Here is a 21268-nt window from a genome sequence, read left to right as displayed (position 1 = left end):
GGCTAGATTGGCTGCCCAACTATTCGTTATTGCGCATTAGCTCTCACGCGCAAGGCAACGTTGTGCAGCGCCTCTTTGTAGCTGCTATGTAGCTCTTGATGACAGCGAACCACGGCATCGAGGTCATGTAAACGGCCATTTTCAAGCCCATACACCCAACCATGCACCGTCAACGGCTGCTCTCTAGCCCATGCATCTTGGACTATGTTGGTACGGCAAACATTACGTACTTGTTCAATCACATTAAGCTCAATTAAGCGAGCCAGACGCTGAGCCTCAGGTGCGCTATTTAACAGTGATAAATGCTGGGCTTTAACGTCATCAACATGGCGTAACCAATTATCAATTAACCCCAGCTTGGCCTCATCGAGCACTGCCTTAACGCCGCCACAGCCATAATGACCCACCACCATAATATGCTGAACTTTCAAAACTTCTACTGCATATTGCATCACCGACAAACAGTTATGATCAGTGTGCACCACAACATTGGCGACGTTGCGATGAACAAATAACTCGCCGGGCATAAGGTCTACTATTTGGTTTGCAGGGACGCGAGAATCTGAACAACCAATCCACAAATATTTAGGGCTTTGCTGCTGCGATAACTTTTGAAAAAATTCCGGGTCATGGTCCGTAGTTCGTTCAGCCCATTGCCTATTACTTTCAAAAAGGTGACCTAGATTCTTCATTGCATCTCACTGTTTATGCTGGCTTCAATTAAGATATTACGAGGTGTGATTTCAGTTTCGCAAAACTCACTGAGGTCCACCTGATAATTGTGTTGCTGCAAATATAAAGCACGATCTAAAACCAGCCAAACTTCTATTGCCCTTCTAAAGAGATGTCTTACCAGTTCGATTCGCTCCGTCATGCGCTTCCTTTGCTCTGCGAGCTTCAAATAGCGAGTAAAATCGCACTTTTCTGGCAGGGTTAAGCCCTTTTCTCGTGCCGCCCATAAACAAAAATCTGAGAATTCACCGCTGAATATTTGCTTACCAACCGAAGGCACGGGCGTGTACTGTGAGCGCTTAAATTGCTCACGCACCAACTGATCAAACCCGAGTCGCCATAACACCTCTTTTTGCCGCACGCGCCGCACTCGCTGTGGTGCTGTCACAGTTTGTTGCAGCGCAAGTTTTAGATCACTGCTGGTCAACCGCAATGAGCTTGCCTGTACAGCTGCGCTCATTGGTTGGTAATAGTCGCCATCAATAAACAAATGATAGCAACAGGGAGAAATTGAAATACGAGGTGTTTGCTGCTGACAGGCCTGACGTAACAAGGATTGATGCAAGCCTCCGCAAGCATGTAGGGCAACAGCGTGATCACACTGCTCAATTAGGGCACTAAAATCATCTGTCAGTACATTGCCTTGGTGAAAGTGAATCGGTAAGTTTAGCTTATCCGCTAGCTGTTCACCTTGCTCACATAGATGCTGCTGAATTTCCACACTGTGCACGGGCACCTGATGTTGGTGCGCGAGGAGGCGCCCGAGATGACCTTTACCCGCACACCACTCTAAGACGGTACTGCCTTCCTGCGCAGGTGCAAGTCCATCAACAAAGCACTGTAGCTGGGTCAATTTACGGCCTTTAATACCATTACTTAGCCAAAATGGTAGCGCTTGAGGCTGTGCTTGTGTGCTGGTAGGCAAATCGGTTAGTTCTGGCAACTGCGAAAGCTGGTCAATATGAGCACTGAAGTAGTCTATTAACTGTGATGGTTGAGCATCAAGCTCAGCCACTTGCTCATCGCTGAGATTCTCCAGCACCGTTGTTAATTCAGGCCAAGGGTAGTGCTCGCATGAAAATGCCACACATTGCCAGTAATCTCGAGTGTCATTAAGCAATTGATCTAGGCGTTGAAAGTGCGATGTTAACGATGGCATGAGAAAGACTAACGGACTGCAATTGTTAGATTATATCAAATCGCTTGGCTCAAGCGCAGAAAACTTTATCTCGCCACTATACTATTTAGATTTTCGCGCTTGCACCACGAGTCGAACATAAGTCGGGACGGCAACTAAGATGATGGCAATAGCCAGAATGAACATCCACGACAAGCGCATACCACTTTGTTGTATTGGCTGATACATAAAACCGCGAAAGTGCTCCTGCATAGGCTTATCATCCAGTGCATAAAGCTCTGCAATCAGTCGCCATCGCGCATCAGACATTGCACCTAGCGTACTGCCAGTTCGCATCATCAAAGGTTTGAGTTGGTCTGCTTCAAAAGCCAGCTCTTGTAAGCTTTTATCAACGGCATAATGACGCTTAGTGAGGGCAATACTGTGCTGTAGGTTGAGTAACGCGTAACGCCAACCGCGCATGCTCGCTTGATAAAAACGCGCTACCACTTCAGGCTGAGCATCAAGAAAGGTCTGTGATGTAAACAACACGTCACCATATACATTGAAGCCATGTTGCTTTGGGCATACGAGACGATAATCAATACCTTGCTGCGCCAAGGTATAGGGCTCGTTGGTAATGTACACCTGAATGGCATCGAGGCGCCCTTCAATCCATGCAGCCAATGGCTCCTGAGCACCAATATCAACAACCTCTGGCTGTATGCCTTCATTGGCAAGCATAGTGATAAGCTCAGCATTCTCACTGGCGCTAAGCGAGCTGATTTTCTTACTATCGAAATCTTGCGGAGCGAATATTGGTGAGTGTTTCTTTACTAGCCAGCAATAGGGGGAGGATTGCATCAGTGCGGCCATTGCGACTACAGGCTGCCCCTGCAGACGATGCTTAAGCAAACCGGAGTGACTGATACCAAACTGAGCATGATTATCGAGCACCTTGGCCACGCTGTCAGTGTCGTTACCAACAGCCTCGACAATGTCGACCTCTAAGCCCAGATCACGGTAATAACCCAGCTCTTTGGCAACATAATAACCTGCAAATTGAAATTGATGTCGCCATTTTAACTGTAAGGTCACTTTAGTCGGGCTGGCCATTACTGAAAAAAAAGGGCCAAAAAGCAAAAATAAACTCAGTAGGCCCTTTTTCCATTCCATGCGCTGCTTCACTGTACTTCCTTGTGCTAATGCTGTTAATACTATATTAAAGCTTAGGCTTAAATACCAGCTTGTTGGGCAATTTTACCCTCCTCTTCGCAGCCGTTGTGTGCGAGAAACTGCTGATAACACGAATTACCTGTTTCTTCTACAAACCCATATCCAAGGCGTTTCAAATGCTCATCAAAGGCATTATAATCTTGCCCAGGTACTTCAAATGCCGCCAACACATTACCCAGCGCAGCCCCATGATTACGATAGTGGAATAAGCTAATATTCCATTTGCTCCCCAAAGTATCGAGAAAGCGCGCTAGCGCACCAGGGTATTCGGGAAATTCAAAGCGCAGTACCCGCTCTTGTAGCTGCTGTGTCGGCTTGCCGCCAACCATATAACGCACATGTAATTTAGCAAGCTCGTTGTCGGACATATCAACATAGTGATAGCCCTGATGTTCAAGCTCACCGAGTAGTTCTTCAAGCTCACTAACACCTTGACGCAACCCGATACCGACAAAGATTTGTGCTTCACCCGGGCCGGCATAACGGTAATTAAACTCAGTGATCGCACGCCCGCCTAAGCATTGGCAAAAGCGCTTAAAGCTACCTTTCTCTTCTTTAATGGTCACCGCCAATAACGCCTCGTTCTTCTCACCGAGCGCCGTTCTCTCGGCGATGTGACGAAGACGGTCAAAATTTAAGTTCGCCCCGGAGAGCACCGCCGCTAAATTAGCTCCTTGCTGAGCCTGTGTTGTCGCCCATTTTTTTAGCCCTGCCAAAGACAGCGCGCCAGAGGGCTCCGCTACAGCCCGCGTGCTGACAAAAATATCTTGTACCGCAGCACAAATTTCATCACCACTGACGGTCACGACTTCGTCGCAAAACTGCTGCGCCAGACGAAAGGTTTCGCTGCCGATGGTCTTCACCGCAACGCCATCGGCAAAACTGCCCACCCGCTCAAGCTCTACAGGTTTTCCAGCGGCCATAGCCGCTTGCAAACAGGCGCTTTCCTCGGCCTCCACAGCAATGATGCGGATATCTGGGCGCAGCGATTTAATATAAACCGCCATACCGGCTAACAAACCGCCGCCGCCAACCGGGACAAACACCGCATCCAACTGCGGAAGCTGCTGCATTAGCTCGCGCGCAATCGTGCCTTGGCCAATGATCACATCGGGATCATCGAATGGCGGCACAAACACCGCCTGCAGTTGCTCGGCCAGTTTTAAGGCATGGGCTTTTGCAGCATCAAAGTGATGGCCGTGTAAAATCACCTCACCACCGAAGCCACGCACTGCATTGACCTTGATCTGCGGCGTGGTAAGGGGCATCACGATAATGGCTTGATGCCCTAACTCGGTGGCACTTAACGCCACTCCTTGTGCGTGATTCCCAGCTGAGGCGGTGATCACCTTGCTGCCTTTTTCCAGTTGCCTTAGCTTGTTGTAAGCGCCCCGCAACTTAAAGGAGTAAACGGGTTGTTGGTCCTCACGCTTAAGCCACACCTTGCACCCTAGTTTTTGCTCTAACGCAGTCAGTTCACTGACCTCTGTGAACTTAACCAAAGGCTCCATATTGGCTTGGATAATAGCGCGAAAATAGTCAAGCTCGGAGGCGGCCATCAGCTTAACTCCTCAAGCTTTTCAAGGTCGCGAACAGCGCCTTTGTCCGCACTGGTTGCCAACAGCGCATACGCCTTGAGCGCGGCTGTTACAGGACGATTACGGTTGAGCGGCTTATATGCATCTTTGCCACGTTGCTGCTGTTTTTGCGCCCGCGCCTCAAGCTGCTGCTGCGATAAACTCAGATTGATACCTCGGTTGGGGATATCGAGTACCACTTCATCCCCATCTTCGACTAAAGCAATCGCACCGCCACTGGCAGCCTCAGGAGAAACATGACCCACAGAAAAGCCCGACGTACCACCGGAAAAGCGGCCATCGGTAATAAGCGCACAATCCTTGTCTAAGGCCATGGATTTTAGATAACTAGTCGGGTACAGCATTTCCTGCATGCCCGGGCCGCCCTTGGGGCCCTCGTAGCGGATCACCACCACATCGCCTTTTTGTACTTGGCCGCCTAAAATGCCTTCCACTGCATCGTCTTGTGATTCAAACACCCTAGCAGTGCCTTTAAACACCAACATGTCATCACTGACCCCCGCGCTTTTCACAATACAGCCGTTGGGAGCTAAGTTGCCATAAAGCACCGCCAGCCCACCATCTTGGCGAAAGGCATGTTCGACACTGCGAATACACCCCTGCTCGCGGTCCAAGTCCATCTCTTGCCAACGGTAATCCTGACTCATGGCTTTGGTAGTGCGGATGCCAGCAGGACCAGCACGGTAAAATGTGCGCGCCGCCGTGTTCTCTTCTTTGCTGGCATCATAGCGAGCAATCACCTCGCCAAGGTTGGCCCCCCCGACGTGGCCAACGGATAAATCCAGCTTATCCGCTTTCGCCAATTCGTTGAGAATGGCCATAATCCCGCCAGCGCGATGCACATCCTCAATATGGTATTGCTGCGTCGCAGGAGCGACTTTACATAAAAATGGGGTGCTGCGTGAGAGCCTATCAATGTCATTCATATCAAAATCCACCCCAGCCTCTTGGGCGGCGGCTAATAAATGCAGCACCGTATTGGATGAACCGCCCATGGCGATATCCAACGTCATTGAGTTCATAAAGGCAGCCTGATTGGCGATATTACGCGGCAGCACCGAATCGTCTTCTTGGCCATAGTAACGCTGACATAAATCAACGATGCGTTGACCGGCTTCAACATAAAGCTGCATCCGATCCTTATGCGTTGCTAACGTGGTGCCGTTTCCTGGAAGAGCCAAGCCTAGGGCTTCCAATAAACAATTCATCGAGTTGGCGGTAAACATACCCGAGCATGAGCCGCAGGTTGGACACGCAGAGCGCTCTACTTGTTCTGAGTCTTCATCGCTGACACTAGGGTCGGCGCCTTTGACCATGGCATCAACCAAATCTAATTTAATGTCGATATCCGCAAGACGGGTTTTGCCCGCTTCCATCGGCCCGCCAGAGACGAAGATCACCGGAATATTTAATCGCAATGCGGCTAACATCATCCCTGGGGTGATTTTGTCACAGTTAGAGATACATACCATGGCATCGGCACAGTGAGCATTAACCATATACTCCACCGAATCGGCAATGAGGTCTCGTGACGGCAGAGAATACAGCATGCCGCCGTGACCCATGGCGATACCGTCATCAATGGCGATGGTATTAAATTCACGTGGCACCCCACCGGCATCACGAATGGTATGTGCCATTAGCTCGCTGAGCTGGTTCAAATGCACGTGCCCTGGCACGAACTGAGTGTATGAATTAACCACCGCGATAATCGGCTTTTTAAAATCGCTGTCGTTCATGCCGGTCGCTCGCCAAAGCGCCCGAGCCCCTGCTCTTTTGCGTCCTTCGGTGGTTGTTGCGCTGCGCAGTTTTGCCATGTTTACCTCTATATATTTGCAAGCGCAGCCGTGGCTGCCTTGACTTACCTCATTCCCAAAATAGTGGTGCTAGTGGCACCTCGTCGTTAGTCGTTTACGTACTCTAGCCAGCCGCGCGGGTCTTCACTGCGCCCTTTGACCAAATCAAAATAGGCGGTTTGCAGCTCTTCGGTGATAGCGCCACGCTGACCTTTGCCAACCTGAATTTGGTCGACACTGCGCACCGGAACGACCTCGGCGGCCGTACCGGTCATAAAGAATTCGTCGGCAAGGTACAATGCCTCACGGGCTATTGACTCTTCACGTACTTCATAACCGCGCTCTTTGGCAAGCGTCATAATGGTGTCGCGGGTCAGGCCAGGTAAAATACAGGCGGTGGTCGGTGGCGTGTATAGCACACCATTTTTAATCACAAAGAGGTTTTCGCCTGCTCCTTCACTCAAACACCCATTGGTGTCTAAGGCAATGCCTTCAACATAGCCGTTACGCTTGGCTTCACCTGATATAAGCTGCGAAGACAAATAGTTGCCGCCCGCTTTTGCCGCCGTGGGCATGGTATTAGGCGCTAGGCGGTTCCATGAAGAGATACATACATCAACGCCTTGAGCGAGACTGTCCTCACCGAGATAGGCGCCCCATTCCATGGCCGCTACGGTGACATCGGCTAGGTGTGATTTGGGGTTTAACCCCAAACCAACGTGACCTAAAAAGGCAAACGGGCGCAGATAAGCATCGCTAAAGCCATTTTGTTTCACCGCTTCTTTACACGCCTGATTTAACTCTTCCAGTGAAAACGGGATTTCCATGCGGTAGATTTTTGCCGAATCAAAGAGCCGCTTCATATGGTCAGTTAAACGAAAAATAGCCGGCCCATTAGCGGTGTCATAGGCACGGATCCCCTCAAATACCGAGCTACCATAATGTAAGGCATGGCTTAATACGTGCGTGGTGGCTTGCTGGTAAGGGATCATCTCGCCGTTGTGCCAGATTAATTCGGATGTTTGTGTCATGTGTTAATACCTTCTTATAAATCCGTGTTGCTGTGCGCCTTGCTGGTCGCAGCGCTAAATCGCTTGTTGTTGTCGTTGTTGCAAAGTCACGCTTTGCACATCTACCAGCTTATTCAGTTGTTGCGTTAAAAGATAGATGGGTTTGTCGCTGTCGACAGTCATATTGATAGCATAATGCTCTTCACTGCTGGTTAATTCCAACGCCGTTAGCTTGAAACCACGGTGGCGAGCAACTCGTAAAAAGCGTTCAACGGCGACGGTTTGATTGGCAAGATGTAAGGTTAAGCGATGTTTCATGGTTGCCCCTGTTGGTTTGTTTGCGTCAGCATTTGATCATTCGCGGCACCTGGCGGTACCAATGGCCAGACGTTATCGGCATCATCAATACACACATGCAGCAAATACGGGCCGTCACTGCTGTGTAACTCGCAAAGCGCAGCCTGTACTTGCTCCTGAGAAGTGATGCAGCGCCCTTCGATGCCAAAAACGCGCGCTAAGGCGACAAAATCTGGATTGTCAGAAAGGGTCGTTTCACTGTAGCGTTCAGCGAAAAATAGCTGCTGCCATTGGCGCACCATACCCAACCTTTGGTTATCAATAACCACGATTTTAATATCTAAATTATTACGGCGGATGGTGGCCAGCTCTTGAATATTCATCATGATGGAGCCATCACCGGAGACCACCACCACGGTATCTTCGGGGCGGGCGATTTTCGCGCCAATGGCAGCAGGTAAACCAAACCCCATAGTTCCAGCGCCGCCGCTACTTAAATGGTTGCTCGGGTGGCTAAATTGCATGTGCTGCGCGACCCACATTTGGTGCTGACCAACGTCACAACATACCACTGCATCGGCACTTAGCTGCTGCGACAGTTGATTAAGTAAAGCTGGTGCATACACGGTTTCACCGGGGTAGTCGTAGCGCCACGCATGCTCTTGGTTTAGCTCCTCAACATAGTTACACCATTGCGGCTCGCTGACAAAACACTGCAATTGCGGCAGTGATATTTTTAAATCCGCCACCAGCGATGCATCTGTAGGCTTTCGCTTGCCAACTTCAGCAGCATCGATATCAAGGTGCACAACTTTCGCGTTCGCCGCGAACTTAGTCAGGTTGCCGGTCACGCGATCGTCAAAACGGGCACCAATACACAACAGCAGGTCACATTCTTGTACCGCCAAGTTAGCGGCCTTAGTGCCATGCATACCTAACATGCCCAAATTAAGTGGATAATCCGGTGTGACGCTGCCTAACGCCTTAAGTGTTTGCACCGCTGGCATATTGGTCTTGTATAGAAACTGCATGAGTTGTTGCTGGGCTCCAGCACTTTGAACCCCACCACCGATATAGGCCACTGGCCGCTGAGCTTCGCTTAGCAACTGATTAGCCAATTGAACTTGTTGCTGGCAAGGTTGCAACGTCGGCTCTGATTCGGCTAGCCAAGGCTGGTAATGCGCCTCATTCATTTGAATATCTTTTGGAATATCAACAAGCACAGGGCCTGGGCGACCACTTTGAGCTAAGTGGATGGCTTGTTGCAGGGTATGCGCTAAATCTTCACTTCGCTCAACCATAAAACTATGCTTAGTGCATGAAAGAGACATTCCCAAGACGTCAACCTCTTGGAATGCATCCGAGCCGATTGCCGCTGTGGGTACCTGCCCAGTAATGGCTAGTAACGGCACGGAGTCCATCATGGCATCGGCAAGGGCGGTGATCAGGTTTGTGGCTCCCGGGCCACTAGTGGCCATGCACACACCCAGTTTGCCACTACTGCGAGCATAACCCACAGCGGCGAAGCCAGCTCCTTGCTCATGGCGAGTTAAGTAATGAGTGACTGGAGATTCATAAAGGGCATCGTAAATGGGCATGATGGCCCCACCAGGGTAACCAAATACCTCGTCTATGCCCTCTTTGGCTAATATGTCGATCACTAATTCTGCGCCAGTCATTTTTCCTCATTCCTCAATGTGTTGGCCCATAAACGAAGAAGCCCCCCGAACTTTTCAGTGCGGGGGGCTTCTTTGCGAAATTACTTTTTTAACGCACTACAAAGCCCCCGTGGTAATAATAATCACCACGACGTTAATCACTAGGACTAGGCTAAGTTGCGTATTCAACATGTACTTTTCGCTTCGCTTTTTTAAGTTTGTTACCGCATTTCTGCGCTCTTTTTCTATTAGTACCTTGGCAGCCCCTCTAAGTCAACCATAAAAACAATGCGAAACAACTAAAAATGACGACACTAATCACATAAAAAAACCTCAAAAGTCAGTTAAGAGAAAAATAATTCCAACTTTTTCATTGCGACATTAAAACGTATTTAACATAGTGTGCTGTAACAGCTGAATATTTTTAGTAAAAATGGTCAGCCAATAGGCTAAATTACCGAACTCAGTTACACTGGCTAAAAACAACTACCTCTGGATACCATTATGAAAAAAACCTTCTGGTCACTGCTGTACATTTGTTTTGCATTTTTCACTCAGCTCTGCCTTGCAAACACCACTCCGGCACTGTGGCAAGTGGAGAAAAATGGCGTTACTTCCTATTTGTTTGGCACTGTGCATGTTGGTGATGAAGCAATGAAAGGCCTCCCTTCTTATATTGAGCAAGCAATTAGCCGCAGTGATAAAGTGGTCGTTGAAGTAGATATTAGCGCGCTCTCACCTATGCAAATTCAACAACGCTCCATGCCGCTAATGATGCTGCGTAACGGCCGCACGCTAGAAACTGAACTGAGTAGTAAAAATTATCAACGCCTCAGTGACTATTTTGCACAAAAGAGTATTAATATTGCCATGTTCTCGGGCTTAAAGCCTTGGGCCGTTTTACTCACTATGGTGCAAATCGAGTATCAAAATGCAGGCTATTCAGAGCAAAACGGAATCGACAAGCAAGTGTTAGCTAAGGCAAACGCAATAGGTAAGCCGATAATGGAGCTCGAGTCGCTAGAGCAGCAACTAGAAATGTTCAGCGCCTTAGATAATTACGCTGATGAAATGGTCAACGATACTTTTCGCCAACTCAAAGACCTCGACCACTATTTTGCTCGATTGATCAGCGCGTGGAAGCAAGGAGATACTGACATACTGAGGCAGTACTACCACGATGCTTTTGATGACTCTGAATTCGGCCAACTTAACGAGCATATTTTACTTATTGAGCGTAATCAAAACTGGGTCGCACAACTTAACCAGCCAATGCAGCAGCAGTCACTGTTTATCGCCGTAGGTGCGCTCCATTTACCGGAAAAAAATGGGCTCGTTAACCTACTGCGCGAACAAGGATTTACGGTTACGAAAAGGCAACCCTCTCAATAACGTGTTTTTTCAATAACGCGCTCAACTGCTGAGTATTGACCGGCTTGTTAAGTACGGCATTGGCACCGACAGTGATACTCTGCGCGATACGATGCTCATCTTGACTGGCAGTCACCAAAAAAATAGGTACGCTGAGCGCTAAGCGCTCACGAATCTCAATAATGGTACTTATGCCGTCTTTGTTTGGCATATTTAAATCCATCAATACACATTGATAGTGATGTTCTAGTAATTTATTGAGTGCTTGCTCACCATCATCAACAATGGTGGTGTTAAAGCCTATTTGCTGAGCTTGTTTAGCAAGCACTAACTGATTTATTGGGTTATCTTCAACAATCAGAATATCGCCATGCTGGCTGCTTGGCTCTAACCGGGCTTTGTCGATAGTAAGTACGGGCCAAGTTAGCTTGGCCTCTGTGCCTGTTGTGGTACTACGAATCGTAAGGCTTCCACCCACCTCTTGAGCCAACGCATACACGAGGCTGAGACCTAATTTCGCGCCCTGAAAGTGCTGTACCTGCTCGGTGTTGTAATACACAGCATGTTGCTGAGCAGCCTCAATATCAGCAGTAGCAATGCCATCGCCGTTATCTTTAACGACAACACTCAGCAGCCCAGATGGTTCATGGTATTCAAATTGCACATGCACCGCAGCGCGCGTATGTATAAAGGCGTTGCTCAATAGCTGATTAACTGCTTGGATTAAATGCAGATGATCAGTTTGTGCTTGAACAGGTAGGCTATCTTCACCCTCGACACTCAATCGCTGCAGGGTTTCAGACTTAAGCTGCCAAGGCGCCAATATTGCACTCACCGTTTGCTTTAATGACTGCTCGGTCACTAAAGTAGTAAACGCTCCCGACTTAAGCTTCTGCAATTCCAACATTTCTTGCACTAGCGCCTGCAAATGTCGGGCGCAGCCCAATGCCGTTTGCTGTTCTTCGCGACCAGCCGCAGTATGAGAGTCCAATAGGCCAATAATCCCCGTAATTGGCGTCATTAGCTCATGACTCATATTAGCTAAAAAGTCAGATTTTACCCGATGCGCATGCGCGGCTTGACGCCGTTGGTAACGAAGCCGATAAAGAATAGCTGACACTCGACGTGTCAAAGGATTAAAGATGAGCCACCACTCACATAAAATAGTAGCAATGGCTGCCAGCGTTAAAAGGGGAATAACAAGCTGTAAATGTTCTATTTTTTGCTTAGATTTTGACTCTAATACGGTGACAACAGCATCTAAGTCCTGCAATAACGACAGTAGTTTTTGACCCTGAAAAGCACTTAAAGGTGCATCGCTGCGACTCGCTAACTGCACATACTGGCGCACCCGACCATCCAAGCCCTGCTGGTGATAAAGTGCTAGCACCTGAGGGCTTTGCTGCACCAACTGTGAGCCTAATAAAAACTCATGGTTATTATAAAAGCGCATAGTGGCACGAGCGAGTTGCTGCTGCTCAAAACTTACAGCACGGTCATTGACGGCCAATTTATGCAATGCAATCTTCTGCGAAAGCATCCGCTGCATACCTGCAATGTTTATTACTTTTGCGTCATTTCGCTGCATATTGATACTTTTCATCACATAAAATGTAGAGCTAAGTATGACAACAACAAGCACACTGGCTGCCCAGAAATAACGTTTTTGTAAGTGTTTGGTAAGACGTTGCATAAGAGGGCCTTTGCAATAACCCCTTAATACTGACACAAAATCAGCCTTTGTAAAATTTGTTCTCGCTTTAGCGTTGACAGCGTTAAGCATAAAGTGATTGAATAAAAAGGCACCCTTATTGAGTCGGCCGCATGTGCTGTGGTCGCAAGGGCTAGAAGAGGAGCGTCATTCAGGTAGTTATGGGAAGGAGAGCAAACTCCAAAGCACCATAACGAGGGGAATGTACGCCGAGAGACCAGTAAAGTTTGCTACTTACTGTCTCGGGCGCATGGGTTGAATCCCAGCGACTGTCACCATTAGCGCTCAGCGCTATGTTTTTGGTGGAGAGCTTCTGGTCTTAGTAACGCTGGGCCCATTTGGCTCTGTGTTTTAAGCCCATTCGCTCTTCGAATTTAACCAGTTCGATGCGAGGCGGGCAACCCCTTCCTAATTCAATCGAACTCGCACTAAGTTCGTGAGAGATGACTACAACTCATTCTTTAGCAGATACCATTGTCTGGACAGCATTGATCACTCCGATGCATGCTGACGGCAGTATTGATTTTAACACCTTAACCCTACTTGTGCGCGAGCAAGAGCAAGCGGGAAATGGCATTCTTATTCTTGGCTCTACTGGTGAAGCTCTGGCTCTCAGTATAGATGAGCAACAAGCCGTAGTTCGTCACGTTACAGCGCTCACCTTGCGTGTGCCACTGATGGTTGGCGTGGGCGGTTTTAACCTTAGCCAGCAACTACATTGGCTTAGTTTTTGTAACCAACACCCCATAGACGCCTACCTTCTGGGAGCTCCCTTATATGCTAAACCGGGTATTCAGGGGCAGCTACATTGGTACTCGGCACTACTGGATGCCAGCAAAAAGCCGTGCATGTTGTACAACGTGCCCGGACGCGCTGCAGTCAGTATTCCCCCTACGGTCTTAGCACAGCTACAACAGCACCCACTGTGCTGGGCACTTAAAGAAGCCAGCGGTGATATTGCACAATTTGAGGCTTACCGCGAAGCCGCGCCTGAGTTAGCGATTTTCAGTGGCGACGACGCGCTGATGCCTTATTTTGCTCAGGCCGGTGCAGCGGGCCTTGTATCTGTGGCCGCCAACGTCTGGCCACAGCAGACACAGCATCTGGTACAACAATGCCTTCAAGGGCAAAGCGTCAATGCCTTTATAACCTGGCGCAGTGCAATTGATGCGCTGTTCAGTGCAGCCAATCCAGTGCCCGTTAAGTGCCTTTTGCATGCTCTTGAACGCCTCAACAGCCCGGTGTTACGACCACCATTAAGCCACCTTGAGCTTAATGACACACAACCACTTCTTAATGCCCATGAACGCATTGTTGCGTGGGCACATTGATAAAATTAGTTAACAAGGTACCTCAGTTATGAGTTGGTTAGACTTACTAAATGACCTCGAAAGCGGCCACGTACGCGCCGCAACACAAGACGAACACGGCCAATGGCACGCCAATGTGGACGTAAAAAAAGGCATTCTCGAAGCCTTCAAAAGTGGCAATAACACCGAGTTTGCGGGCGGCTTTGTTGATAAGCATAATCTAGCTCCTCGCGGTTTTAGCGCCCAAGATAATATTCGCATGGTGCCTGGCGGTAGTGCTGTGCGTCGAGGTGCTTACGTTGCCCCTGGCACCATTATCATGCCACCTGCATATGTCAATATTGGTGCCTTCATCGACAGTGGAACTATGGTCGACAGTCATGCCTTGGTAGGGTCATGTGCGCAAGTGGGCAAAAACGTTCACCTCAGTGCCGCCGTGCAATTAGGTGGCGTGCTCGAGCCAATTGGCGCTAACCCTGTGGTGATTGAAGATGATGCCTTTATCGGCGCGGGCTGTGTCATTGTCGAAGGGGTGGTGGTTCGCCAAGGTGCGGTACTCGCCCCTGGTGTACGTTTAAGCGCCACTATCCCAGTATATGACTGCGTTAACGAGCGACAACTCGATAAGGGCGAAGCGATTCCGGCCAACGCCATCGTTATACCTGGCTCCCGCCCAAGCTCTAGCACTTGGGGACGCGAACAAGGGCTCAGTATGAGCTGTGCGCTTATCGTAAAGTATCGCGATCAGCACAGCGATGCATCGCTGGAGTTAGAAGAGGTATTACGCTAATGCCTGTCTCTGGCGCATTGTTAAACGCTTTTGATACCCTCACTCAGGAGCGCCAAGAACCTTGCTTTGTCTACGATCTTGACAGTCTACGTAAGCACCTTGATGAGCTGATGGCGCAAGATGTGGTGAAGTTATGGTATGCGGTAAAAGCGAATCCTTTATCTGCGGTTATCGAGACTCTGGCAGCCGCTGGCTTTGACTTTGATGTCGCCAGCAGCGGTGAGCTCAATCAGGTGCTTTCACAGCATGTTGGTGCACAACGCATCCTCAACACCGGGCCGGCAAAATCGCGCCAGCAGTTAGGCGAATTCTTAGACGCTGGGGTACGTACCTTTGTGTTGGAGAGTATCAATCAAGTTCGCTGGCTTAATGAGCTGGCGTATAACCAAGGTATTGAAGTGGATGTGTTGCTTAGAGTGCAGTTGCGCTGGCCAGAAGGTGAGCGTAATCCGCTCGGTGGCAATACCCTGACTCCGTTTGGCTTAGCGCCAGAGCAGTGGCAAGGGCTCTACTTAGCCGACTACCCTGCGCTGAATTGCATTGGCCTGCATATTTTTCAGTGGGGCAACATGCTTGATGCGGCCCAGCTGCTTCACCTATGGCAAAGCATGTTAGCGCCATTACAAGCACTCTGTGAACGCCTTGGTTTTGCCATGCAAGTACTGGATTTAGGTGGCGGCTTAGGCGTTCCTTATGACAGCGAAAGCAGCCCGCTAAAGTGGCAGGATGTGCTCGGCGCACTGCGCGATATTAAGCGGCAAAGCGGCGTAAAAGAGTTGTGGATGGAGTTGGGCCGTTACGCCGTCGCACAATGTGGTTACTATTTAGACCCCGTCATTGAACAAAAAACAAATTATGGCGAGCGCCAACTGATCGTCGCAGGTGGTATTAACCATCTTTTACGCCCCGCTGTGGCAGGGCAAAACTTCCCCGCTCAGTTATTACGCCGAAGTACAGCCGAACAGGTAAACTATCGTATCCATGGACCTTTGTGTACGGCGCTGGATAGCCTAGGACAACACTCGCTGCCTGAGGATATTGATGAACATGATTGGCTCGTGTTTATGCAGGCCGGAGCCTATGGCTTCACCGAGAGTATGCCGTTTTTTCTGTGCCACTCATTGGCTGGTGAATACGTGTTTGAGCACGGCACTTTGCGCGTGGTTCGCGAGCCACAACCGGCCAGTTTTTATCTGAGGTAAATATGCATCCTGTCAGTCAAGAAAACATTTATGTGGGTGAGGTAGCCAATGGCCTGCCGTTAACCATTCCAGTTTACCGTTTAAAGGGTAATGGCACAGGTAAAAGCGTGTATATTCAGGCCAATATGCATGGCGCAGAGGTGCAAGGCAATGCTGTCATTTACCAACTATTGGAACAGTTACAGACCCTAGAGCTTAACGGCGACATCACCCTTGTCCCCTATGCGAACCCCATTGGTTGCAACCAAAAATCAGGCGAGTTCACGCTGGGTCGCTTTGACCCTATTACCGGTGTTAACTGGAATCGTATGTATCATTACGATAGCCAGTTGCCAAAGACCATGGCCGAGCAATGCGCACACCTGTCTAGCGGCGAAATTCGCGATACATTTCAGCACGCGCTAATTGCGAGTGTCGACGCTCAACTTGAGGCCCCTGCGCACACGCTGTCAACGGGTAAGCGCATCGCTTTGCAACTTCAGCAGCTCGCACATCAGGCCGATATTGTTTTAGATTTACACACCGGGCCGATATCTACTCAGCATTTGTATTGTCCTGAATATGCTCGTGCTAGCGCTAAGTATTTTAATATCGCTAACGTTTTGCTTATACCTAATGAGTTCGACGGTGCCCTAGATGAGGCGGCGTTTTGCCCTTGGTGGCAACTTAAGGCTCAGCTCAATGCATTAGACTGTGCTTTTGATGTGCCTGTGGAAGCATTTACCGTTGAGCTTGGCTCACAAGAGCGTATCGACCTCAGTGCCGCCAAAGACGATGCCGACAATATTTTAGCTTATCTTAACTACCAAGGCGTGTTGCAAGACGCCCCCTTCTACCCAAAAGAAATGACGCGCTATGGTTGTATGCTCAGCGATTATAAAACCTATTATGCCCCGATGGGGGGAATGGTGGAATATTTAGCCCCACTGGGGGAGCCGATTGCAGCGGGAACTCCTATCGCCAACATATTGCGAATGGAGCGATATTTAAGTGAAACGCCGCTGCACACTTTGTGTGCTGACAGCGATGCGATTGCCATTCTTCATTTTGCCTCTGCGAGTGTAAATCAGGGCACCGAACTCTATAAATTCTTTACCAACACCTTCGAGTTGTAAACCATTGCGTGAGAGTCAGTGAGTTTACTCACTGCCAGTGGGCGACTTTGTCGCCCACTTTTTCAGCCTAAATTCACCCGCTTGTTGCTAAAAAGGTGTACTATTGATTTCATCTTCTGTCCCTTTTATTCAGCACACGGATTTTTATGAATTGGCGATACACTTTATTGGCTTTGACCCTGAACGGCCATGCGTGGGCGGATGAGCCTGCAACAAATGCAAATAACGAACAAGACAATGAGCTAAGTATTGTCAAACAGTGCATTCTTAATGAAGCGATTGCCGGTGATGGTAAACAAACCTTGGATGAGCTTCGTAAAAAGTGCTCTGATTTAGAAGAAAGCAAACAGCTTACAGCCATTGATAAGCGCAAGGCTCGTGAAGAGGTGACGGAGAAAAACCGCAACGTGATCACGCCGCACAAGCGCAACTATATTTTGCCCGTGACCTACATGAAGCACCCTAATGAAGAACCCTTTGGGGATATCAGTGCTTTAGGCGACACCGATACCGGCGAAAACTTAGATAATGTTGAGATTAAGTATCAGCTGTCGCTAAAAGTACCGCTTTATGACAACTTCAGTGACGAGGACCAAGCCGTCTATTTCGGCTTTACCTTGCAATCTTATTGGCAGTATTACAACAAAGATATTTCTGCGCCATTTAGAGAAACCAATTATGAGCCGGAAATTTTTTGGATTAATTATCTAGACCCCGAAAACGTGCTTTGGGGCGACGAAATGGCTATTGCTGTGGGTGCTGTGCATCAATCCAACGGCCGTAGCCAACCTTACTCGCGTTCCTGGAACCGCTTATACGTCGACTTTATCTGGGAAAAAGACGGCTATGTATTTAGCTTTAAGCCGTGGTACCGCATCCCAGAGGATGAAAAAGAAGATCCTATGGTTGCCGATGGTGATGACAATCCAGATATTTATAAATACATGGGTTACTTTGAGCTTAAAGGCGTGCGCCGTTTCGAAGAGCATGAGTTTAGCTTTATGCTGCGCAACAACCTAAACTCGGATAATCGCGGTGCCATTCAACTAGATTGGTCTTTCCCTGTGTGGGGCCGTCTTCGTGGCTATGCTCAGTACTTTAATGGTTATGGTGAGAGCTTGATTGACTACAACCAAGACACCGAGCGCTTTGGCGTCGGTATTCTACTCACCGACCTTCTGTAGTATAAAAGAAAGCCCCTTAAGGGGCTTTTTTAATCTTACTCACTTTTAACGATAACAAAGCGGCCGGTAAACTCCCCGACCAAAATGTCGCCATCATAAATGTGTACTGGCACCTGATAACGTGCTTTCCCTTGAGTTGTTAAATCGCCAACATTCCCCTCACACTGGGTTAAATCAACCTGGGCTCTAGGCTCTTTGTTGATAGGTTTAAGGTACTTTATCTGCGCATCAGCAAGCACAATGTCCCCCATAAGTTGGGACTCTTGAAGTGCCAAATAAGTTGCTCCCCACCCTGCTAGCGTTGCCATAGAATAAACAGAGCCAGCAAACATGGTGTTGTGCACATTAACATTAGCATCCAGATCAGCACTGACACTAAACTGCCAGTCAGTATACGTTTCTACTTTGATTCCCATCTTATCGCTGATAGGAATCGATTCGCGCCAAGTGTCTTGCAAGACCTGAGTCCAATCTGGATGACGAAACCAACCTGGCTCGCTAGGGCGTTGCTTTACCATTTTCCAATGCTGCACATCACCAAAGGCAAGATGCGCTTTTTCTTTAAGCTCGTAGCCATGGCGTTGATAAAACTTCAAAGCTCGCTCGCGAGCAAACAAAACCAATTCACTCGCATCCTGATTCCAAGCTATTTTCTCCAGCTCATGTAATAGCCGGCTACCCAGATGTTGGCCTCGGTGAGCGTCATCCACAGCCATATAACGCACTTGGGCTTGTTGCGAGTTATTAAAGTGCAAACGTGCCACGGCGATCACCTCACCGTCCTTATTCTTAATAAACCGATGCTCTGACTCTTGTTCTAAATCATCCTGCTCGCTGCCTCTAGGCTGCTCCCAAGGTGCACGCAAAACTTGCCAACGTAAATGATAATAGGCCTGCCAATCATCGCTACTTTGCGGAATAGTTACTTCGAACATGCCAACTCCAGATAAAAAGTGATGCCTCACCTTACAAGATTTGCCAACGGGATAAAATAAGACCAAAGCACTGCGGTTTCTCGCACCGTAAAATTTAGTGCACAATTAGGTAAAATGTCACAAGGTGTCTATGCTGTTGTTATGGAAACAGTAATCGAACATAGCGGAGCCGTCTCCGAGCACTTTGTTGCTGATTGTGCAAATATCGGCCAACTTTTGTATTGGCACAAATTCGGCTGCACAAGTATTCAGGTACGCCAACATAAACAGTTTCGCTGGTTGCTGATAAACCAAACACTGCAATCCATTATTGAGCGCAGTCGCCCTAATCACCTACTTTTTCCGCACCTACAAATTTTTGCTCAGTATTGGCACACCTTGCCCACCCCGGACAGAGTTCTGGAATTGGGGCTAGGAGGAGGGGCGATACGCAACTATTTACACCACAGCTACCCTGATACCGAGCTTATTTCCGTGGAGCAAAACCCCGATATTATTCATTGCTATAAACGCTACTTCGGTGGTCGTCATGACACCACTTTACGCTGTGCCGATGCCGAGCAAGTACTGAGTGAGCCTGGGTGTTACGACTGGATAATCATTGATTTATTCAGTGAGCTCGATGCTCCAATGTTCCTCTACAAACATCGGTTTTACGACAAAATACGCGCTGCGTTGAACCATGATGGGCACCTCTTTATCAACTTTTTGGCCCACCATGAGTCACAGTTGCAGCAACTTAAACACTTGTTGATCACTTGTTTTGGCAAGCCACCCGATATGGTTAAAGTAAAAGGCTACTCCAATCATTTAGTGTTTTTGTCCCGTTAAACGGCTAAATTGAACGTCACCGGACCATCATTGACTAATGATACTTGCATATCTGCAGCAAATTGTCCGGTCGCCAAAGTGATGCCTAATGCTTTAGCTTTATCAACAAACAGGTCATATAGCTGTCTAGCTTGTTGTGGCGTTGCCGCACTGGAAAAGCTAGGACGCATTCCTTTGCGAGTATCGGCGGCAAGCGTGAACTGCGATACCACCAAAAGCTCACCACCGATGTCTTTTAGGCTTAAATTCATCTTACCTTGCTCATCGGTAAAAATACGATAGTTACTCACTTTATGGAGTAGTTTGTCGACCTGTTGTTCGCTATCGGCCTTTTCTACGCCTAATAACAGCACAATCCCTTGGTCTATTTTCCCTACTACATGCCCTTCAACGGTGACTTCGGCGCGACTAACGCGCTGTATTAATCCTTGCACTGCTGCCTCTTTAACTTCAAATACATATGGTCGGTTGCCCGACATTGGGCTTGGCAATATACCTCATCAGCCAAGCTGTGACCAAGGCCTTCAAAAATATCTAAATGTGCTTGTGCGGCCGTGGCAAATGCTTGGGCTCGCGCGTATGAACACACCAAATCGTGGCGCCCGTGAACCATCCATACCGGCAGGCCTGCGAATTCCTTGGCATGGTCCATGAGCATATCGTCACGTAGAAAAAACTGGTGTTTGAAGTAGTGCAGCTGTAGCTGTGCTCGGTTGATAAGAGCAGCGGGTTCTAGCAGTTTAATACTTGGTGCCGTGCCGCAACATAAGGTTTCCTCCCAGGCCACCCATGCTTTGGCGGCTTTAAGCTGCGTGGGCTCGCTGTCACTAAAAAGTTGCTGATGGAAACCTTCGATCAATGCTGACGTTGGCTGGTTTTGCGGGTTAAATTGGCGATAATATTCAGGGTAAAATTGTGCTCCGGCGCCACTTTTCCCCAAACACCAGTCGTAATCCTGTTGGCTTGCAAAAAAGCTGGCCCAAAGCATCAAAGCGCTTACGTGCTTACGGTGTTGCAAAGCATACACCATCGCTAGGGTAGCCCCGAAAGACTCTCCACACACAACCCAGCGGCCAATTCCCAAATGACGGCGAATGCATTCGAGATCGCCAATCAAGTGTTCCAGGGTATTATGCTCGCAACTATGGGGGGTGGAATTACCACACCCTCTTTGACTGAAAAGTAAAATTCGGTAGTGCTCGGGATTAAAGTGTGCGCATTCAAAGCGACTGAGCCCTCCACCAGGCCCCCCGTGACAGACAATCACCGGCAAGCCATCCCCGCTGCCATGTTCCTCAATTTCTAGTTGGTGCCCTTGTCCGACCAAGACATGGTGGGTTTTTCGTGGCGCACTAACGGGATAGCTCAATGCCAT

19 protein-coding genes and 1 riboswitch are annotated in these 21268 nt (G+C 48.6%); of the genes, 7 read left to right on the top strand and 12 right to left on the bottom strand.

What is annotated here, in order from left to right; translation table 11 throughout:
• Positions 1 to 26 precede the first annotated feature (26 nt).
• The 8 genes from can to ilvG form a co-directional block, all read right to left on the bottom strand.
• Entirely contained in the window at positions 27 to 692 is a 666-nt protein-coding gene (gene can, locus MHM89_RS07320; protein WP_022946622.1) for a carbonate dehydratase, read from the bottom strand.
• Complete coding sequence (locus MHM89_RS07315; RefSeq protein WP_239408507.1) at positions 689 to 1891, bottom strand: methyltransferase; 1203 nt, start codon at positions 1889 to 1891, stop codon at positions 689 to 691. Before MHM89_RS07315 ends, can begins: the two co-directional genes overlap by 4 nt.
• Before the next feature lie 81 nt (positions 1892 to 1972).
• Positions 1973 to 3037, bottom strand: a complete 1065-nt coding sequence (locus tag MHM89_RS07310) for an ABC transporter substrate-binding protein (protein WP_239408506.1) — start codon at positions 3035 to 3037, stop codon at positions 1973 to 1975.
• Between the two features lie 47 nt (positions 3038 to 3084).
• On the bottom strand, positions 3085 to 4644 hold the full coding sequence (gene ilvA / locus MHM89_RS07305) for a threonine ammonia-lyase, biosynthetic (protein WP_045980452.1): 1560 nt from the start codon (positions 4642 to 4644) through the stop codon (positions 3085 to 3087).
• Positions 4644 to 6500 carry a dihydroxy-acid dehydratase gene (gene ilvD, locus MHM89_RS07300; protein ID WP_053910195.1) on the bottom strand — a complete coding sequence of 619 codons (1857 nt, stop codon included), beginning with the start codon at positions 6498 to 6500 and terminating at the stop codon, positions 4644 to 4646. Before ilvD ends, ilvA begins: the two co-directional genes overlap by 1 nt.
• Before the next feature lie 86 nt (positions 6501 to 6586).
• Complete coding sequence (locus MHM89_RS07295; protein ID WP_239408505.1) at positions 6587 to 7510, bottom strand: branched-chain amino acid transaminase; 924 nt, start codon at positions 7508 to 7510, stop codon at positions 6587 to 6589.
• A gap of 54 nt (positions 7511 to 7564) precedes the next feature.
• Positions 7565 to 7807 carry an acetolactate synthase 2 small subunit gene (gene ilvM / locus MHM89_RS07290; RefSeq protein WP_239408504.1) on the bottom strand — a complete coding sequence of 81 codons (243 nt, stop codon included), beginning with the start codon at positions 7805 to 7807 and terminating at the stop codon, positions 7565 to 7567.
• Positions 7804 to 9465, bottom strand: coding sequence for an acetolactate synthase 2 catalytic subunit (ilvG, locus tag MHM89_RS07285; RefSeq protein ID WP_239408503.1), 1662 nt, complete (start codon positions 9463 to 9465; stop codon positions 7804 to 7806). The genes ilvM and ilvG overlap by 4 nt, the downstream gene beginning before the upstream one ends.
• Before the next feature lie 483 nt (positions 9466 to 9948).
• Between ilvG and MHM89_RS07280 the strand changes: the two genes are divergently transcribed.
• Positions 9949 to 10836, top strand: coding sequence for a TraB/GumN family protein (locus MHM89_RS07280; RefSeq protein WP_239408502.1), 888 nt, complete (start codon positions 9949 to 9951; stop codon positions 10834 to 10836).
• On the opposite strand, the gene MHM89_RS07275 is transcribed toward MHM89_RS07280, so the two are convergent.
• Complete coding sequence (locus tag MHM89_RS07275) at positions 10811 to 12508, bottom strand: response regulator (RefSeq protein ID WP_239408501.1); 1698 nt, start codon at positions 12506 to 12508, stop codon at positions 10811 to 10813. The genes MHM89_RS07280 and MHM89_RS07275 overlap by 26 nt on opposite strands.
• Before the next feature lie 147 nt (positions 12509 to 12655).
• Positions 12656 to 12847: riboswitch (Lysine riboswitch) on the top strand.
• Positions 12848 to 12969: 122 nt separating this feature from the next.
• Here MHM89_RS07275 and dapA point away from each other — a divergent pair.
• From dapA to MHM89_RS07250, 5 genes are all read left to right on the top strand, one after another.
• A complete protein-coding gene (gene dapA, locus MHM89_RS07270; protein WP_235419167.1) occupies positions 12970 to 13857 on the top strand; it encodes a 4-hydroxy-tetrahydrodipicolinate synthase in 888 nt (295 codons plus the stop codon).
• A gap of 28 nt (positions 13858 to 13885) precedes the next feature.
• Positions 13886 to 14626, top strand: a complete 741-nt coding sequence (locus MHM89_RS07265) for a 2,3,4,5-tetrahydropyridine-2,6-dicarboxylate N-succinyltransferase (protein WP_239408500.1) — start codon at positions 13886 to 13888, stop codon at positions 14624 to 14626.
• The gene (locus MHM89_RS07260; protein WP_235419165.1) at positions 14626 to 15828 is read left to right on the top strand and encodes a PLP-dependent decarboxylase; all 1203 of its coding nucleotides are present in this window, start codon (positions 14626 to 14628) and stop codon (positions 15826 to 15828) included. The genes MHM89_RS07265 and MHM89_RS07260 overlap by 1 nt, the downstream gene beginning before the upstream one ends.
• Positions 15829 to 15830: 2 nt before the next feature.
• Positions 15831 to 16943, top strand: a complete 1113-nt coding sequence (locus MHM89_RS07255) for a succinylglutamate desuccinylase/aspartoacylase family protein (protein WP_138549099.1) — start codon at positions 15831 to 15833, stop codon at positions 16941 to 16943.
• Positions 16944 to 17089: 146 nt separating this feature from the next.
• On the top strand, positions 17090 to 18127 hold the full coding sequence (locus MHM89_RS07250; RefSeq protein WP_235419163.1) for a phospholipase A: 1038 nt from the start codon (positions 17090 to 17092) through the stop codon (positions 18125 to 18127).
• A gap of 35 nt (positions 18128 to 18162) precedes the next feature.
• On the opposite strand, the gene MHM89_RS07245 is transcribed toward MHM89_RS07250, so the two are convergent.
• Positions 18163 to 19062 carry a bifunctional GNAT family N-acetyltransferase/hotdog fold thioesterase gene (locus MHM89_RS07245; protein WP_022946677.1) on the bottom strand — a complete coding sequence of 300 codons (900 nt, stop codon included), beginning with the start codon at positions 19060 to 19062 and terminating at the stop codon, positions 18163 to 18165.
• 141 nt (positions 19063 to 19203) lie between these two features.
• On the opposite strand from MHM89_RS07245, the gene MHM89_RS07240 reads away from it, so the two are divergent.
• Positions 19204 to 19893, top strand: coding sequence for an SAM-dependent methyltransferase (locus MHM89_RS07240; RefSeq protein ID WP_053910221.1), 690 nt, complete (start codon positions 19204 to 19206; stop codon positions 19891 to 19893).
• Here MHM89_RS07240 and dtd read toward each other — a convergent pair.
• Both dtd and MHM89_RS07230 read right to left on the bottom strand, forming a co-directional pair.
• A complete protein-coding gene (gene dtd / locus MHM89_RS07235; protein ID WP_235419162.1) occupies positions 19890 to 20327 on the bottom strand; it encodes a D-aminoacyl-tRNA deacylase in 438 nt (145 codons plus the stop codon). The genes MHM89_RS07240 and dtd overlap by 4 nt on opposite strands.
• On the bottom strand, positions 20315 to 21268 hold the full coding sequence (locus MHM89_RS07230) for an alpha/beta fold hydrolase (RefSeq protein WP_235419161.1): 954 nt from the start codon (positions 21266 to 21268) through the stop codon (positions 20315 to 20317). Before MHM89_RS07230 ends, dtd begins: the two co-directional genes overlap by 13 nt.

Source organism: Pseudoalteromonas sp. CNC9-20 (assembly GCF_022347875.1).
Lineage (GTDB): Bacteria > Pseudomonadota > Gammaproteobacteria > Enterobacterales > Alteromonadaceae > Pseudoalteromonas > Pseudoalteromonas ruthenica.
The sequence above is the reverse complement of the archived record's forward strand: the minus strand, read 5'-3'. Positions and strand labels throughout refer to the sequence as shown.